Here is a 16,175-nt window from a genome sequence, read left to right as displayed (position 1 = left end):
CTTATCCGCGCACCGATTCCGCTGGAGCCCAGACGGTGTAGGTTTCGCGCTGGAATACGGATTTCATAATACCGGCCCCCACGCCAGCCAGGCTGGCGAGAGCGGTCAGTATCATGGTCGCCGGTTTGAACCGGATCAGCGCGCCGCCCGCCAATAGGGCGGATCCCAACACGATGAGCAGGATCGTGGGAAGCCCACCGATCATGCTGGCTAGGGCAGCCGCGAAGAACGCACCACTCGCCACCAGCGTGAACGGCATCATCCACTTGATCCAGCGGTGCGAAAGATAGGCGTAGAGGGTCATCGACGGCATCTTGCGCAGGCGCGGCCATAACGCACGGTGCACGTTCAGCGCCTGGCACGCGATGCGACGCTTGCGACGAAACTCTTCATGCCACAGCGTCGCACTGCGTTCCTCGACGACGACATGTTCCACGGTCAGCACCTTGAATCCGCGTGCGAGGATCAGCAACGTGACATAGAGATCATCGATCAGATGGGGCGGTGCCGGCTCGTAAAGCGCGCGGCGAAGAACGAAAAAGGCCCCGTCGACGCCGATTACGCCCACGGTCTCGCTTTCGATGCGCTTGAGCGACTCTTCGATTTTCCAATAGGCGGATCCCGCGCTGCTTGTCGCGGACTCGTCTTCGTTGCTGTAGACCAGCCTTGCGCTCGTGCAGCCGATCGACGCCTGTGAAAAAGGCGCGGTAAGTTCGATCAGGCCATCGGCGGGTGCCACGACATTGGCGTCGGTGAAGGCGATGAGTTCGCTCTCGCTGCGCGCGACGAGGAGGTTAAGTCCTGCGGTCTTGCCCTGGCGCTGTGGGGATACGACCAGGTCGATGCGATCGGCATAGGGTGCCAGCAACTCAGCCGTGCTGTCCGACGTACCGTCGACATAGACATGGATAGTTGCCGGACCATAGGCCGCCTGCATCGCCAGTAGCGATTCCACCTTCGCGACGATCACACGCTCTTCGTTGTATGCGCAGGTGCAAAGCGCCAAGGTCGGCCGCTTCGCCGACGGATTTGGCGCCGCTGGTTCGAGCGGCGTTCGCTTGGCGAACAGCGCCAGGGAAAGCGGGTAGGTGAGGAAAGGGTGAAGCGCGATGATCAGCGCCAGCAATCCCAATGCACCCAACCAGTAGGTTACTGCCGTCATGAAAATCCCCCTTGCACCCGTTCGCTGTTTCTTGCGCCGATCATTTCAGAGCGGCTTTCCGGCGCCGTTGGCCTGGCGCGATGATGTGGACGGTGCGGCAAATGCCGCCTTGAACGCTGCCGCTGCCCTGGGATGATGTCCGGACGCCAGCGTGTCGTCATAGTGTCCGGGATCGTTGACTTCCCAATAGCTCTGATAGGCAGGACGTGTCGCTGCGAACCATATCGCCATCTGCGTGATGAAATACGGATCGTCGCCGCCGCCATGGCCGTCGGGCCGCGTGCCCGATCCCCACTCCGAATAAGCGGTCGGCTTGCGGTGCGCCGCGGCGAAATCACGCAGCCAGGCCATACCGTAAGGCTGATCGCGCAACCACCCGAAGCGCATATGCGTATCCGTATAAGAGCGATCCCAGAATTCATTATAAACATCCATGCCGATCAGATCGACCACGTCGTCGCCCGGATAGGCGCGATCGGGAGCGATTGCGTGGCGACCGACCCCAGGGGTCCATTCGATCGTGAAATACTGCCCCGGCACCGCGCGCACTATGCCGACAATCCGACGAAAGAAGGCGATGTAGGACGTCGGGTCCTTTGCGGCGCTCCAAGGCATCCAATCGCCGTTGAATTCCCAACCGATCCGCAACGTAGCATGCGCCAGCCTGTCTTTAACCAACGTCGTGGCGATCTCACGAAAGACATCATCATAGACGCCTTTGGCGCCTTGCGCGAGCGTCGATTGCGTGCCGTTCGGGATCATCGGTACGGATATCGTCAGGTTGATGGGCGCGTCCGACCAGCAATGCGACAGCCACCCTGCACTTGATCGCATGCTTTTCCAATCGCGCTGATCGATCGCGTCGACGGTTCGTTGCAACTTGCGGCCCGCTAATGCCTCGAACGCAGGAATAGCTGCCCGGCCGTCGCAACCCGCACCGACATGCGCGCCAAATTCGACCGTGGCTGGTAATGGCATCGCAACTGGAAGTGGTGCCGCCTCTGCCGGCGCTGCGCCCGGATCTGCGATATGCTTGAGGCCAATGAGCGCGCCCCCCGCGACAGCAACAGCCGCAGCAATGAGGATGATCGCCGAGCGCCCGGCAATATTCGCGTGCTTTGCCTTTGCGGGATTTGAAAAGGCCATCCGGTCATATTCCTGCCTAAAGTGGCTAATCGTCGGCGGTCGAAACGCTATTCGCTATTGCCTACGCAACGCACACATCTTTACCACCGGTCGGCTCCTGCGGAGCATTTTTTTTTGCATTGCAGCTTAAAAGGCTGTCCCGAGTCAGGCCGGAGAAAATGGTAATGAAAGTTCCGGTCCCGAAGATCAGGACGGCACCGAACGACATGGTTCACCTCGATGTGCTCCGTATCGTGGCGTCGCTCGCGATCATGATTTATCATTTTCGCGGCCATCTGGTCGTATCCGGCGTCTTTCAGACCATTATAGATCGTCTCGGCGGACTTGAAATCGTGGTCGATATGTTTTTCTTTATTTCCGGCTTCGTCATCATCCGATTTTATAATAATATCGATACGGTATCAGAGTATCTTCTATTTTTGTGGAAGAGGATTGCCAGGTTATACCCACTTCATTTCGCAACGTTGATTATATTTGTAACATTTTCTATGATCATCATATTAACGGACATACATGTACGTAATCCAGGTCAATTCGATCTGAGATGTTTCTGGGTAAATGCGGCGTTATTGCAATCAATAAATATGTGCCGAACTTTGACGTTTAACCCTGTTAGCTGGTCGATTAGCGCAGAGATGCTTATATATTGTTGCTTACCTGTAATATTATTCCTGCGGCGATGGAAATTTATGACGCTGTTTGTTGGCGTGATCTGGTGGGTTTGCGTTGCGACGCACTGGCCCCAGGGATCGGCAAAGCCTTGGTCGGGTCTGTCTTTCGACTATGGCTTCGTGCGCGCCGTGCCGTCGTTTCTACTCGGGGTCGCCAGTTACGACTTCCGGCACCGGATCATCGCGCTGCCGGGCGGCGAGGCTTTGATGTGGTCGATACTCGGCCTGATTCTCGTATTAATGCTGCTTGGCACAAATGAGACGCTGCTCGTATTTTTGGCTTTCGCCTCGGTGCTGTCCGCCATCGCTGCTGACGCTCGCGCGCGTCCATCGCGCGTGGCGCGAGCCGTGGCGCCGCTGGCAGCGCTGACCTACTCATTGTATCTGATCCACCCGATCGTTGATCTGATCTTCATCAGCCTGATCGCGAAAAAGATTTTGCATGCCAGCGACTCCGCCATAACCTGCGTGGTAGTGCTGGCGGTACCTGTCACCTTTGCGTTCGCCTATCTATCCTATACGCTCTTCGAAAACCCGGCGCGGCGCCGGTTGAGCGGTTGGTATGCGAAACGGAGTTCGCTCACGATGTCGGTAGCCGACCGACACACGCCGCTCTGACCGCCGACCGCGTTGCGGTATGCTTTACCCCCGGCACAATCGCCCGTACGTCAGGCGCGCCGATATCAAGACAACTGCTCGGTAGTGAGGCACGCATGATACAATCCCGATCGGCAGTACGGTGGCGCGTCGCTCAGCGCGGCGGAGCAGGCTTGTCGGCCGAACTGACCGCGCTCGATTGCAAGCCATGGGGCAAGGCAACTATCCGCGAAGTGATTGATGCACCGCTGCATGGCGGCGAGCGTGGGATGCTGCGGCTGACCGTCGCGGGGCTGTTGGTTCTGATCCTCGGTCAGAAACTGGCCTTTCCGCCGACGATCGAGTTGAGCTTCTATACTAGCTTCGCGCTCGCGATAGTGCTGCTGCTCTGGCGCAAGGGTGCAATCGATCCTGCGCGGATGCTCGGCTACGTCGCATCGATGGCGGTTTGCATCCTCGTAACCGTAACATCGCCTCTACATCCAGCATTTTCGATCACGGCGATCATGTATCTCGTGATCATCCATATGCCGTTTATGCTTGTTGTGCCAGTCAGGCGTACTTTCTATCTGAAGCTTCTGCGCATTTTCATGATGATCGGTATGGTCGTCGCGACTCTCGTATATGTGCAATGGGCCCAGCAGCTGGTCGGTATGCGGATGATAAACCTGGAAGACTATATCCCCAAACCGTTCCTTTACGTCGGATATAATTATATTCAGAAGCTTGATTATTTTTCGCAATATTATAAACCGAACGCCTTTTTGATGCTTGAGACGTCGCACACGTCGCAGACGCTTGCGATCGCTACGCTGATCGAATTGTGCCTGTTTCGAAGAATGTTGATCGTTGCCTATATGCTGATCGCGCAGCTGGTCACGTTCGGTGGCACCGGCATGCTGCTAATCGTGGTCACCATCCCCTTTGTCCTGCGCTACCTTAGTCTGCGTCTTGTTCTGACCGGGATGATCATCTTTCCGATCGCGCTTATTGTCGCTGCACAGGTGGGTGTGCTTGATAACGCACTGGGTAGATCGGCCGAATTCGATAAGCCCGGGACCAGCGGCAACGGTCGGTTCGTCAATCATTTCGTGATTGCGGCGAAAAGCGCTTCGCTCGATGCCGATCATGCGCTCTTCGGCATTGGTGCAGGCCAGGTTAGTCCCTTCGTAAACGATAGTACGACTGTCTTCCTCCCGCTCAGCAAGTTGACCGTCGAATACGGCCTGCCCGCCGCACTGCTGTTTTTTGCCTGGATGACCTATTGCTTTTTCACGGCCGGCGTACCGATGGTCGTCACTTGGCCATTGTTGATACTTTTCAATCTGATTGGCGGTACGCTACTGATTCCGATCAATACATATTATTGTCTGTTCCTGACTGCCATGTTCGTGCCCAATCGAGCGACCGCCTTCACACAAGCGCGCCTGTTTCGGCGCGACCGCCTGCCGCGTATCGCATCGCATGTCATCGCTGGTGAAGCATCTGAAACTCGCTAGTCGCAGTTGGCAGAAAGATGCCGGGTCTAGAGCCATTCAAAATTGCGTAAAAATTGGTGGCAAGGGAGCAGAACAATGCAAAAATGTATTTTCAGAAAATAGCAATTATTGGAATATTCAAAAACGCCATAACAAAACTACATTTTATTATTTTGAATTGCATGTATACATGCCTAGGAAGCAATATAAATATTAACCATCCGGTATCTGTTAGTTACCGAATTGCACTTCTCGATCAGGTTATGTCGTAAAAATCGCTGTTCGGAGCGAAAAGTCACGGGATTTTAGATCGCTATGTCAATCCTTTTCGATCAGCGACGGCCTCCGAGGTGATCCCATAATATTCCTCGATGAGATTCCGGGGAAATTCGGTTTGATCCGTAATCTGCAGGTTCTCCGAGCGTTCGCCGCACTGTTGGTGGTCGTTGTGCATTGCGACGTGATACTCGCTCCCACAGGGTTCCCTGTGCCAGTGCGCGAAGCGTTTGCCTGCGGCGTCGATCTATTTTTCGTGATCAGCGGGTTCGTCATGGTTTACACCACGTCGGCGCACCCACCGTCGTCGGGGCGTTTCTTGCTCGGGCGGATCGCGCGGGTCGTACCGCTTTACTGGTTCCTGACGTTGGCAACCTTTACCCTCGTCCTGATCGCGCCGCTGTCCATGCGCGGCACCCGCGCGGACATGGGCGATTTGCTGCAATCGCTGTTTTTCGTGCCCTATGCACGCACGAGCGACGGCATGACCCGCCCCATTCTGTTTGTCGGCTGGTCCTTGAACTACGAGATGTTCTTCTATCTCGTATTTGCGGCCGGCTTGTTCCTCCGTGCGCCGCAGCTCCGGGTCGCAGCGGTAATAGGGGTACTCGCGCTGCTGGTCGTGGCTGGAATGATAGGGCCGTCGTCGACGGCGCTGCCCGGGTTTCTTATGCAGCCGGTAATGCTTGAATTCGCCGCCGGCATGCTGGTCGGCCATTTGTATCCGATATTGCCCCGGTCCAGGCGCGCCGCACGTATCGCGTTGGCTCTGTTGCCGTTTATGGCGGTGGCGTTGATATTGTCAGCGATGATGCCTGCCGGGGTCGCCTTGGCCGCAATAAGTGCATCGGCGACCATACTTCTCGTATTGGCGCTGATTCTGGAGCGCGCCGGGATCGCCGTCCGACATGGACTTTTGCTGCTTTTGGGCGACGCGAGCTATTCGCTATATCTGACGCATCCCTTCGTCACCCAAGCCATCAGCATGTTTGCAACAAGGACGAGCAGTCGCTCGACGATAACGAGTATCCTGTTGCTCCTATCGACCTATGTCGCGGTCTGCATCGTCGCTGTCGTCACCTACCGTTTGATCGAACGACCGCTAAGCCGCCGGGCTCGCCAGCTGCTTCTCGGCAACACCATGTCTGTACCCCGTGCGGCCCATGGATTTGAGCCGCAAGCACAGTCGGTGCCCAGACGTTGACGGATTAATTGTTCGATGCAACCAGTGCCTTGTAAGGGGCGGACAGAAGCGGGAACTGATCGTCGCTCAATTTCCCGACATAATCCGAGTTCGAATTCCAATAGCTTTGATAGGCGAAGGGCTGACTTTTAAACCAGGCTGTGACGCTTGCGAGATATACGCCGTCGCCGTTGCCGCCGACACCCCATTCCGAATAGGCGACCGGCTTGTTATGCGTCGCTGCGAATGCGCGATGCCAAGCGAGGCCATAGGGTTGTCCGACCATCCAGGCCCATGCCGATGCGGGATCGGGATTGTCCCACTTGTGGTTGTAATAGAAGTCGAGCCCGACGATATCGACGACGTCGTCGCCGGGATACGCATCCTCCGGGTTCGTCATAGCTTGCTTGCCGATGTTCGGCGTCCATTCAAACACGAACCTAGAGGAAACCGACCGGAAGCTGCCAACGAATTGGCGATACGCCGCTTTATAAGCGTCTGCCTTACCTGACGCGGCCCAGGGCTGCCAGTCGCCGTTGAATTCCCAGCCGGTTCGAACATAGATGATCTGCGCGTTGGGATAGGCGTTTGCCAATGTCTTTGCGGCTTTTACGTAGTTGGCGTTGTATGTGCCCGCGCCCGCATCGGCCAAAGTCGCGCCTTGGGGAATGAGCGGAATCGACCAGTAAAATGTGCGATCGACCGCCTTCCATTGTCCGATCAGCCAGCCGATCGAGCCGATCCAATCGCTCCAGCTCGCCCGCCCGGTATGCATCTGAACGCCGTCGGCACTATGGCCAAGCCAAGCCTCATATGCCGTGAGAGCAGCCGGATCATTGCCGACGAACACGACGTTCTTCGCCGCGCTGGCATAGGCCGGTTTGCTGGCTGCGGGGGACGGGGTTGGCGTCGGAGTTGGTGTGGGCGTCGGAGTCGGAGTTGGCGTCGGTGTCGGCGTAACAGGGGTCGCAGTTGATGCCGACGGATTGACAGTTACGACAGGAACCACCGACGACTGGGCACTCCCCCCGCCGCAAGCCGTGAGAGATGTCATGCTCATGAGAGCAAGAAATGCAGTGTGCGCTTTCGTCATGCCGTACTTATGACGGCGTCAACTTAATTTATCGTAACCGCCTGAGTATTATGTGATTTTCTTGCTTAACAGGCGGGTAACTATCCTGCGTGCGTCATGCCTTGCCGGCAGAATGACTTCCGGGGGCAAGGGACCAAGTTGTGCTGCCCTGCCATGTCCAGAGGCCCAGCGCGTCCACCGGATACTTGATCTGGGCCGGCGTGCTCGCGATGCGGATCACTCGCTCAGTCGGCGCCGCCCGTTTGAAGGTAACTGGTGTAATCTCACGAGCGACAGTGGTCGGGATACGCCCCATCAGACTTAGAATGGAATAGGCCAGCGCGACCTTTTCGCTGCGTGCGGACGCGAGCGCGATCTCGTTCTGCGTGATCTCGGATCGTGCATTCAGAATATCGAGCACAGTCCGCCAGCCTTCCTTGCTCTCCAAGCCAACGCCGTACGCTGCCCGTTTTGCGGCATCGACTGCACTGGAGAGTGCTTCCGCCCGACGTTCTGCCGCTTGTAATTGCGAATATCGTGCGCGGATCGTTGACGTCAGGTCGCGTTCGATCGCTGCACGCTGCCATTGGTTTGCGGAAACGAAGGCTTCTGCCTGGCGGACCCGCGCGGTTATCGCGCCACCGCGAAACAAAGGGATGCCAAGCGTCAATCCGACGGAGGTGGACCAACGAAACCGGCGTGCCGCTATGCTCTGGCCATCATCCAGATCGTTCGCGCGTTTGATGCCGCCCGTCAGACTCAGGCGCGGCAGGCGTTGCGATCGCTGGATATCCACAACCGCCCGCGCGCCGGCGATGCGGGCGTCCGCGGCGCGCAATGCCGGGGCATCGACCAATCGCCTGGCAAGGTCAGCCACATCGCCATCGACCGACGGGGTCTCGGGCCAGGACGCGTCGCGCACATATTCTCCGGTGATCTCTCGAACGCCCTCCTGTGATTGGGTCAGTGCGGACCGCGCTCTTGCCAGCGACGCCTGTGACGTCGCTAACCGTGCCGCTGCCTGATGAATGTCCGTGTCGGTCAGATCGCCGTGACGGCGCCGTTCGACCGAAGCGTTCAGCGTCGCTGCCATATCCGCGAGTTGATCGGCGTTGGAGCCGACAACGGCGATATCACGGATCAGATCGGCGTAGCGCTCCGCAGCAAGAGCTTTGCGCGCATTGATGGTCTCGTCGAGCGTCGCTAGGCTTTCGTCACGCACATAGCGCGCGGAGCGGATACGATATCGGATCTCGCCACCTGAAAAGATCGGCACGTCGGCATCGATGCCCGCGCCGAAACGCCCGCCCTTGCGACTATAGAAGCTCTGCGGATCGACCGTCTCGATCGACGCATATGTCGTCAGCGAAAGGCGGGGGCGGCCCTCGGTACGCGCGAGATCAAGGCTGGCCTGGGTCTGCTCCGTATTCGCGCGCGCGATCCGAATTTGAGGATCGGAGGCGAACGTGTCGTCCAATACGACGCGAAGCTCCTGTGCATGCGCGGGCAATCCCCAGAACAGCACGACTATGGAGGCGAAGGTTCGGCCGTACATCAGGAGCCCCCCAGCCCAACCGTCACTTCAGCGAAAGCCGCAGAAATTTTTCAAAGCATCCCTGCGAAGCGGACTAATATGACCCCTTGGCAAGTAGAACCGATGGGACCGTCATCACAAATATCTGAGTATATAATTTGAAGGAGTAGGATCGAGAATACACTACGTCATAGGCAACGCGACGCCGATAACTGACGTCATTGCGCCCGCTGATTTGCCACAGGCCAGTGATGCCGGGGCGTAATTTACAATAATCAGCGTAGTACCGTCCATATCGGGGGACTTCGCCCTGCACGATGGGGCGGGGGCCAACGATGCTCATCTCGCCGCGCAGTACATTGAAGAGCTGCGGCAGTTCGTCGATGCTGCTTTTGCGCAGGAATTTGCCGATCGGCGTAATGCGCGGATCATTTCGCAGTTTGTGATCGGTTTGCCACTCCCGCAGGCTCACCGGGTCGCTTGCCAGGATGGCTGCCAGGCGCGCATCTGCGTCGGTAACCATGCTCCTGAACTTGAAGCATGGAAAGCTCGCTCCGCCCCGCCCGATCCGTGAGTGGGCGAATATTATCGGCCCCGGATTTGTAAGGAAAACCAACAATGCGACCAGGGCGAGGAGCGGCAAAAGCGCGAGAATTGCCAGCGAGCTGATAACGATATCAAGCGTTCGAATTAACGCGACATCGCGCTTGCCATTGCTCATGCTCAAACTCGGCGTCACCATGGACGTATAGGCCAGTTTATGGTCGCCGTAGAAGGACATTATTTTGACGATCTCCGCGGGGTTGGTCGCCAAAACCCACGGCAACCCTATGTCTGAATGATTTATTTAATGCAATACGTCGCGTGCCAACACGAGGCGTGCCAAAATGGCATGCGCCATTCCCGCGCAGTGCTGCCTCGTCCGGTTGGCGGCTATCTTCACGGTCCGGTTACCATTGGATGATACACGGTTCGCACGGCCTTGGAGACGACATGCAGATTCCCGCACAGATTTATGCGTTCGATACCGCAGGGCGAGCCGATCGCCGCCCAGTGAACGCCAATGCGACCATTCGTGACTCACGTCGAGCTCCGAACGACGCATTCGTCCATAACCTGTCCACAACCGGGTGCCTGGTCGCAACCGATGCACATCTCGCGCTGAATGCGTCGATGTCGGTCGGCATTCCCGGCATTGGCGTTTTGCCTGCGCAGGTTACGCGGATTGACGGCCGGCTTTATGGCTGCGCGTTCACCACCCCCATCGCGCAGGCGATGGTCGACGCCGCACTGAGTGCCGGCGTCGTGCTGAAACTGACCCAGTTCGAGCAGGATGTGCAGCGGACCGACGCAGATCCGACTTCGATGGTTGCGTATGATCGATGGCCGCGACGTATGCGCGTGGCAGTGATTTTCGGCACCTCGGTTGCGCTGTGGGTGGGGCTGGCGATGTTAATCTGAAAGCACGCCCGGGGCCCGCTTTCTATTGCCCTTTAGGCGTGGTAGCTGCGGGACGAGACGCTCCGATGGTTGTAATTGATCGGTGCGGTGCGGGAGGCAGCTTTGCGATTATCACGCCTTATTGCATTTAGCTTAGGCAGCCTGACTATTGGTCTGGCGTATTATTTAAGTATCAGCGAACCCATGCTGACAATATTTTCAAGCATGGTTTACGGCGTTGGCGCCGCAATGATCTTGCTGGCGATCCTATTTGGAAATAGCCGTCATTGGCGGTTATATTCGATATGCTTTATCGGATTTGGTATTGTGATGGTTGGCTTTGCCGCCACATCTTTTGTGCTGCATTTTCCGATCGGAATAGCGCTTCTTATAGTGGTAGTTGGATCGATGTCGGTTGGCGGGTGGTTTTCAATAGAGCAGGCCAAGCGTCGGCATCGTATGAAGCGACTAAATTCCAATTATCTTAGAGAAGTGTAGTCGGCTTGGCGCGTAACTGGTCGCTTTGGTGATGCGAGCCGTATAGAACAGGTTTGTGATGGCAGCACCATAACTATGCGCGCCATTCGAGCGGCCGCACATTGATGGCATGTTTTGCTTGCGACGCCGAGCCGGCGACTGGGGAATGACCTCGTTATTGAAAACCGCGCCAAAAGGCTTTTGACTCCACGACCCGGTAGGGGCGGGGAAGGCGATGGTTGTCGCCTTTTGCCGGCACGTACTCGGCCGCTGGAGGATGCCCTTACATTCCAGTCCCAGACGCCGCATTTTCTGACAAAACGATAGCCATTGCTGAAATATAGTTATTGAATGGGCGCAATTTGGTTGCGCTCAGCCGTGTTCGATGCAACTTGTCCCATGTTGAAACGTTTTTAACACTGACGAGGCCAAACCTCGCTTTAGGAGAGACTGCGATGGCTACATTATCTTCCGCCAATGCGCGGCATTCGAACCGCCGCCACCCCTTCGGCGCTCACGGCGTCCTTCTGGCGGTGCCCACGAGCATCGCGCTATGGGTCCTGATCGTGTTGCCCTTCGTCAAATAGGCGGCTGCGCCTGGCTGGCGAGTTGGCATTCGTGGCATGCAGAGAAGCGCCATTTATCCCTGTCATGATGATTTGCCGGTGTGTTTAGCGTTGGCCCGCTAGAGTTCAGGGGCCCAGGCAGGCGCCGTGTTTTATCGGTGCGGGAGGATCGTGCCCGGTCGTGTATAGATGAAGCCAGGCCATCTTGGCGCTGCGTCAGGGCGACCCGCATCGGAGCATATATTGCCACCAGCGCTATCACTTAGCAGCAAGCCATTCGCGATTATCTTTTCGACGGATGCATCATAGTCGCAAATCCTGCGTAACTAGGTTCTATGGATACGCAGAAATTTGACGGGCTTTATCCGACCCCTGCGGATGCAGCGGCCGCTGAACGGCGCGATCGTTTTAAGGATGTCCGCCGCATGGCTGTGCGGCACCGGATATGAACGGGTCTGATCCGTAATCGCAGCGGTGCGGTCGCGGGAGCGGTCGTCATATGCTGTGGAGCAGTCGGACTGGGAACGTGTTTCCTCGCGGGGAAATATTTTCGCCACATCACCTTTGCCCAAACCTTCCAGGCCAGCTTTCACGCTTCCGAAGACGCCCATGGCCAGTCCAGCCCCGTTGGACAAAGGTTGCCCGATACGGCAGGCGTCTCGCGTTTCGGACGCAAAGTCGTTAGCGAACATAGAAGCTGCTCCGAAGGCTATCGAACGCCTACGATCAACGTCCAGACTCCTCGTTGCTGACTATCCGGTAAAGGCCAGTCAGCCGGCACATCAACAGGCCCATCGGCGCGATCGCTGGATTGCCGAGCCGCTTTATGGGGAGGACCTCCTGAAAGCGTTGGTCATCGACAAGCGGGCGACGGAGGAACTGAACAGGGCGCAACTCGAGGCCGTTAAGCCGATGCCAGATACGCGCTAGGATTAACATTACAGTTGCGCGTTTTGTTGACGTCCCCCCTGTTTTTTAGTCCATTTTGAGCGAGAGTTTTCCTGCCTTGAGAAGCCTTCGGGCAAGGAGCTGGAAATCCCATATGATCCATGATGCGCCAGAGCATCGGCGTCGGCGCTGGATGAACGCGCATTACCGGCGCGCGCTCGGCGACCTGTTCTACGGCCTTATCCCAAGCAAGGCGCGGACTGGATTACCCCGTCCCGGCCCGATTTGCGCATCACTCTCCGATTTATTACGCGTTATGGCTAGGGCTCAGACTCATTCACAGCCAGAAGGCGATAGCTGTGGCGAGTGCGACCGTTGATAGGAAGTTGGCGGCGAGCTTGTCGTACCGGGTAGCGACGCGGCGGAAGTCCTTCAGACGGCAGAAGGCGTTCTCGACGAGGTGCCGACCGCGGTATCGCTGCTTGTCGTAGCGGATGGTTCGCTTCCGGTTGCGACGCCCAGGGATGACCGGGATAGCGCCTGCCTCACGGCCGTAATAGTGGTCTTTGTCGTATCGTATGAGGCGCGTGCGATTGCGCCGACCTAGGATGACGGGGATAGATCCAGCATTGCGCAGCGAAAGGCGCAGACTGTCGGCCCTTGTCACTAAGTTGATGACCCAGTGACCAGCGCGTCGCGGTCGAGCGAGTAGCGCCTCCGAAGCGCAGACATACTTGGCGTAAGCTTAAGCGTGGCCGGCAGGCCGCGGACTATGCGGCTTGCGCTACCGGCTTCGCAGGCTGCTGCGCCCTGTTCCAGGGCATGAGCTCGTCCCATCGCGCAGCTGGCCAATCAGCTGCAATCTTTCCAATGACGTCGGCGATGTAGGGCTGCGGGTCGACGCCATTGGCCTTGCAGGTCTGGCACTTAGCAGTACTGCGTAATGCGTGCGGCAGGGATACCCTGCACCCATGTCGCAAGCGACAGCGGAGCCTCCGCCCTACACCCCGACCAGCGTCATACCGCTGGACTATGTTCGAGAAAGACGCGTCGGCGATGCCGATCTACCATTTGGCGGTAAAATCGGTGTCGCGATCAACCGGGCGCAGCGCGGTCGCGGCGATCGCATATCGTGCTGGCGGCTGTCTCGAAAACGAGCGCGACGGCCTGGTGCAAGACTATACGCGGCGGAGCGGCATCGAGGATGCGTTCATCGTCGTGCCGCAGGGCGCGGAGTGGGCGGAGGATCGATCGGCGCTGTGGAACGCGGCGGAAGCGGCGGAGAAGCGCAACGACGCCAAGGTCGCGCGGGAGTATGAGCTGGGGCTGCCGGCCGAGCTGGACGCCGGCCAGCGCCGCGACTTGGTTCGTGCTTTCGCTGAGGATATCCGCGACCGCTACGGGGTGGCGGTCGATGCGGCGATCCACGCCCCCCACGACTATGGCGACGATCGCAACCACCATGCTCATGTCATGACGACGACGCGGGTGGTGGACGCGGACGGGCTGGGGCGAAGACGCGCCAGCTCGACGTGCGTACATCGGCGTCAGTCGAGGTCGAGGCGATCCGGGAGCGGTGGGCCGAACAGGTCAACCATGCGCTGGAACTGGCGCAGGTGGCCGAGCGGGGCGATCATCGCAGCTATACCTGCCAAGGCGTCGAGATGGAGCCAACCGTGAAGATGGGCCACGCCTCGGCCGCGATCGAGCGGCGCGCCTATGCCGAGCAGATCGCAGCCGGCGAGGAACCACACGCGGTCACCCCGCGCGGGCAGATGAACGAGGCGATCGAGGAGAAGCGCGGACTGGGAGCCTATCTCGAGCGCGGCCGGGAGTGGCTGCAGGAGATGGGGCAGCGGGTGCGGGATCAGGCTGAACTGTCGGTGCATGGCATGGCAAGCTTGGTACAGGGCGCGGCGCGGACGACGCGGGCGGGGTTGCAGACCAGCACCGGCGACGGGTTCGATGTACTGCCGGCGCTTGACCAGTCACTCCGGCAGCAACAGACGCCGGCCCTCAATCATGGCTAGGACGAGCGCGATCGGCAGCAACAACGCCAGCGCGGGCACGACCGCGATGTGCCGGATATCGTACAAGGGCGATGACAGCAGCTAAGCAATGCGCTAAATAACACCAATAGTATGATATGGAGACCGTGCGCAAGACCATCACCCTTACCGAGCAGCAGAATTCGTGGATTGCCGCGGTCGAGCAGCATGTCATCTATTTTCGGTCGACCAGCTACGGGATCGCCGTCATCCGCATCCTGCATCAGCGCATGGATGCGGGCCGCCACCTTTAAGCGACCGTCAAAATCAGCCGATCGGTAGTCGTTCAATTGCGGACATCGAATCAAGGTGTATCAATAAGTGATAAGTGGTGGGATTTGACCCAAAAAGACAGCGGTGGATCGTACAAAATTCCTGAGTAAAAATCGTTCGATAAGGTGTTATGATGATCGGTGCAACACCGCAGCGCGCAAAGATTGGTGCCCTTGAGGGCTTACGTGGGATCATGGCATGGTGGGTCGTGCTAGGTCACGTCTCGCTGGCGTTCGACTGGCACGTACCGCTTATCAACAACAACACCCTCGCGGTTGATGTTTTCATCGTGCTGTCGGGCTTCGTAATCGCGCGCCTAATCGATCGCAAAGCCGAAGCGTACGTGCCCTTCATCACGCGACGCGCTTTTCGACTATTTCCTCTGTATTTGGTCGTTCTCGCGGTATCCGTCGCCCTGCTGAGAGTACAATTGGGGGCGTGGGCAGACATCCCCATCCAAAACAAAATGAACGTTAATCGTTTCATGCTAGCGCAGGAGGCCACGCAAAACCTCCTGCCGCATGTACTGGCGCACATCCCTCTTGCTCAGGGCCTCATCCCTAATGCGCTCTTGGCGAGCTCACCGTATACGCTGGTCGGGCAGGCTTGGAGCATCTCGCTCGAATGGCAGTTCTACCTGCTGGCACCGTTCTTTATGTGGGCGGCGACCTCACGTCGCGGATGGATCGCGGGGATCGTCAGTGTCGTCGCACTGAGCCTAGCATCTAAAATTATGCCGGGTGGTTTCTTGGGCGACAAGATCGCGCATTTCGGGATCGGCATCGCGAGCTATCTCGCATTCGATCGGCCGGGAGAGCGCCACAAGTGGCTGGCAGTCGCTGCCGCATTTGCCGCGATCGCAATCGCTCGTGGAGGCGGGCTGCAGTTCATCCCGATAGTGCTTTGGGCAGCCGTTCTCTGGTCAGCTTCGACATTGCCGCATGCTCTAGGCCACGCTCTGGCCCGGTTCCTCAGCTCGAAATTCCTAACTCATCTGGGTGACGTCTCTTACTCGGTGTATCTCGTGCACATGGTCCCACTCTATTGCTCGATCTTCGTGCTGACGCGTGCGGGCGCATCGATCATCGTACTGCAATCGGTTGCTCTTCTCAGTACGATCATTGGCACGTACATCCTCGCGCGCTTGAGCTACGTGACGCTCGAGAAGCCGGGAATCGCCTTGGGCGCCCGGATCGTGCAGCGCTTTTCTTAGCGTGACTATCCGCTAACTCACCACCAAAGCCGGTCGTTTTTGATGCAAAACTCACACAGACTGTGTGGAAAGTCGTGAACAGCGCGGTCGGTGTCAGCGATTTCCAATCTCGAGCGGTTCGAGAACCAAATGAGCCCGAAGGTGGCCGTTG

Annotated in this window: 17 protein-coding genes; 9 read left to right on the top strand and 8 right to left on the bottom strand. The window is 57.9% G+C overall.

The window, feature by feature from the left end:
- Nucleotide 1: 1 nt before the first annotated feature.
- Entirely contained in the window at nt 2–1,162 is a 1,161-nt protein-coding gene (locus tag C8J40_RS19070; protein WP_132898365.1) for a glycosyltransferase, read from the bottom strand.
- Nucleotides 1,163–1,207: 45 nt separating this feature from the next.
- The gene (locus C8J40_RS19065) at nt 1,208–2,308 is read right to left on the bottom strand and encodes a glycosyl hydrolase (RefSeq protein ID WP_132898364.1); all 1,101 of its coding nucleotides are present in this window, start codon (nt 2,306–2,308) and stop codon (nt 1,208–1,210) included.
- 164 nt (nt 2,309–2,472) lie between these two features.
- Between C8J40_RS19065 and C8J40_RS19060 the strand changes: the two genes are divergently transcribed.
- From C8J40_RS19060 to C8J40_RS19050, 3 genes are all read left to right on the top strand, one after another.
- Nucleotides 2,473–3,597 (top strand): acyltransferase, encoded by a 1,125-nt coding sequence (locus C8J40_RS19060; RefSeq protein WP_165911521.1) that lies wholly within the window; start codon nt 2,473–2,475, stop codon nt 3,595–3,597.
- Between the two features lie 152 nt (nt 3,598–3,749).
- Nucleotides 3,750–5,075 carry a hypothetical protein gene (locus C8J40_RS19055; protein ID WP_132898362.1) on the top strand — a complete coding sequence of 442 codons (1,326 nt, stop codon included), beginning with the start codon at nt 3,750–3,752 and terminating at the stop codon, nt 5,073–5,075.
- A gap of 373 nt (nt 5,076–5,448) precedes the next feature.
- Nucleotides 5,449–6,534, top strand: coding sequence for an acyltransferase (locus tag C8J40_RS19050; RefSeq protein WP_165911520.1), 1,086 nt, complete (start codon nt 5,449–5,451; stop codon nt 6,532–6,534).
- A 4-nt stretch (nt 6,535–6,538) separates the two neighbouring features.
- Here C8J40_RS19050 and C8J40_RS19045 read toward each other — a convergent pair whose 3' ends face one another.
- The 3 genes from C8J40_RS19045 to C8J40_RS19030 all read right to left on the bottom strand — a co-directional run bounded on the left by C8J40_RS19045 (nt 6,539) and on the right by C8J40_RS19030 (nt 9,900).
- Complete coding sequence (locus C8J40_RS19045) at nt 6,539–7,606, bottom strand: glycosyl hydrolase (protein WP_165911519.1); 1,068 nt, start codon at nt 7,604–7,606, stop codon at nt 6,539–6,541.
- Between the two features lie 94 nt (nt 7,607–7,700).
- Entirely contained in the window at nt 7,701–9,140 is a 1,440-nt protein-coding gene (locus C8J40_RS19035; protein WP_132898358.1) for a TolC family protein, read from the bottom strand.
- Between the two features lie 73 nt (nt 9,141–9,213).
- The gene (locus C8J40_RS19030; protein WP_243693507.1) at nt 9,214–9,900 is read right to left on the bottom strand and encodes a sugar transferase; all 687 of its coding nucleotides are present in this window, start codon (nt 9,898–9,900) and stop codon (nt 9,214–9,216) included.
- A gap of 179 nt (nt 9,901–10,079) precedes the next feature.
- Here C8J40_RS19030 and C8J40_RS19025 point away from each other — a divergent pair, with 179 nt between their 5' ends.
- The gene (locus tag C8J40_RS19025) at nt 10,080–10,580 is read left to right on the top strand and encodes a PilZ domain-containing protein (protein ID WP_347812491.1); all 501 of its coding nucleotides are present in this window, start codon (nt 10,080–10,082) and stop codon (nt 10,578–10,580) included.
- Nucleotides 10,581–10,655: 75 nt separating this feature from the next.
- Complete coding sequence (locus C8J40_RS19020; RefSeq protein WP_132898356.1) at nt 10,656–11,057, top strand: hypothetical protein; 402 nt, start codon at nt 10,656–10,658, stop codon at nt 11,055–11,057.
- Nucleotides 11,058–11,928: 871 nt separating this feature from the next.
- On the opposite strand, the gene C8J40_RS20460 is transcribed toward C8J40_RS19020, so the two are convergent.
- The 3 genes from C8J40_RS20460 to C8J40_RS19010 all read right to left on the bottom strand — a co-directional run bounded on the left by C8J40_RS20460 (nt 11,929) and on the right by C8J40_RS19010 (nt 13,470).
- Complete coding sequence (locus C8J40_RS20460; RefSeq protein ID WP_165911517.1) at nt 11,929–12,294, bottom strand: hypothetical protein; 366 nt, start codon at nt 12,292–12,294, stop codon at nt 11,929–11,931.
- A 533-nt stretch (nt 12,295–12,827) separates the two neighbouring features.
- Nucleotides 12,828–13,070, bottom strand: a complete 243-nt coding sequence (locus C8J40_RS19015) for a transposase (RefSeq protein ID WP_347812490.1) — start codon at nt 13,068–13,070, stop codon at nt 12,828–12,830.
- A gap of 190 nt (nt 13,071–13,260) precedes the next feature.
- A complete protein-coding gene (locus C8J40_RS19010; protein ID WP_347812489.1) occupies nt 13,261–13,470 on the bottom strand; it encodes a transposase domain-containing protein in 210 nt (69 codons plus the stop codon).
- 52 nt (nt 13,471–13,522) lie between these two features.
- On the opposite strand from C8J40_RS19010, the gene C8J40_RS20620 reads away from it, so the two are divergent.
- From C8J40_RS20620 to C8J40_RS18990, 4 genes are all read left to right on the top strand, one after another.
- On the top strand, nt 13,523–14,170 hold the full coding sequence (locus C8J40_RS20620; RefSeq protein WP_207901289.1) for a MobA/MobL family protein: 648 nt from the start codon (nt 13,523–13,525) through the stop codon (nt 14,168–14,170).
- Nucleotides 14,155–14,520, top strand: a complete 366-nt coding sequence (locus tag C8J40_RS20615) for a hypothetical protein (RefSeq protein WP_132898354.1) — start codon at nt 14,155–14,157, stop codon at nt 14,518–14,520. Before C8J40_RS20620 ends, C8J40_RS20615 begins: the two co-directional genes overlap by 16 nt.
- 125 nt (nt 14,521–14,645) lie before the next feature.
- The gene (locus tag C8J40_RS18995; protein ID WP_207901287.1) at nt 14,646–14,792 is read left to right on the top strand and encodes a hypothetical protein; all 147 of its coding nucleotides are present in this window, start codon (nt 14,646–14,648) and stop codon (nt 14,790–14,792) included.
- Nucleotides 14,793–14,944: 152 nt separating this feature from the next.
- Complete coding sequence (locus tag C8J40_RS18990) at nt 14,945–16,024, top strand: acyltransferase (protein WP_207901285.1); 1,080 nt, start codon at nt 14,945–14,947, stop codon at nt 16,022–16,024.
- Nucleotides 16,025–16,175 lie beyond the last annotated feature (151 nt).

The sequence above is a fragment of the Sphingomonas sp. PP-CC-3A-396 genome, from assembly GCF_004343105.1.
GTDB lineage: Bacteria > Pseudomonadota > Alphaproteobacteria > Sphingomonadales > Sphingomonadaceae > Sphingomonas.
The sequence above is the reverse complement of the archived record's forward strand: the minus strand, read 5'-3'. Positions and strand labels throughout refer to the sequence as shown.

Bases quoted from the DNA above. Each gene is read 5' to 3' on its own strand.
- C8J40_RS19025 (WP_347812491.1), top strand. From the start codon at position 10,080: ATGATACACGGTTCGCACGGCCTTGGAGACGACATGCAGATTCCCGCA.
- C8J40_RS19045 (WP_165911519.1), bottom strand. From the start codon at position 7,606: ATGACGAAAGCGCACACTGCATTTCTTGCTCTCATGAGCATGACATCT.
- C8J40_RS20615 (WP_132898354.1), top strand. From the start codon at position 14,155: ATGGAGCCAACCGTGAAGATGGGCCACGCCTCGGCCGCGATCGAGCGG.
- C8J40_RS19070 (WP_132898365.1), bottom strand. From the start codon at position 1,162: ATGACGGCAGTAACCTACTGGTTGGGTGCATTGGGATTGCTGGCGCTG.
- C8J40_RS19035 (WP_132898358.1), bottom strand. From the start codon at position 9,140: ATGTACGGCCGAACCTTCGCCTCCATAGTCGTGCTGTTCTGGGGATTG.
- C8J40_RS20460 (WP_165911517.1), bottom strand. From the start codon at position 12,294: ATGTTCGCTAACGACTTTGCGTCCGAAACGCGAGACGCCTGCCGTATC.
- C8J40_RS20620 (WP_207901289.1), top strand. From the start codon at position 13,523: ATGTTCGAGAAAGACGCGTCGGCGATGCCGATCTACCATTTGGCGGTA.
- C8J40_RS18990 (WP_207901285.1), top strand. From the start codon at position 14,945: ATGATCGGTGCAACACCGCAGCGCGCAAAGATTGGTGCCCTTGAGGGC.
- C8J40_RS19065 (WP_132898364.1), bottom strand. From the start codon at position 2,308: ATGGCCTTTTCAAATCCCGCAAAGGCAAAGCACGCGAATATTGCCGGG.
- C8J40_RS19060 (WP_165911521.1), top strand. From the start codon at position 2,473: ATGAAAGTTCCGGTCCCGAAGATCAGGACGGCACCGAACGACATGGTT.
- C8J40_RS19030 (WP_243693507.1), bottom strand. From the start codon at position 9,900: ATGTCCTTCTACGGCGACCATAAACTGGCCTATACGTCCATGGTGACG.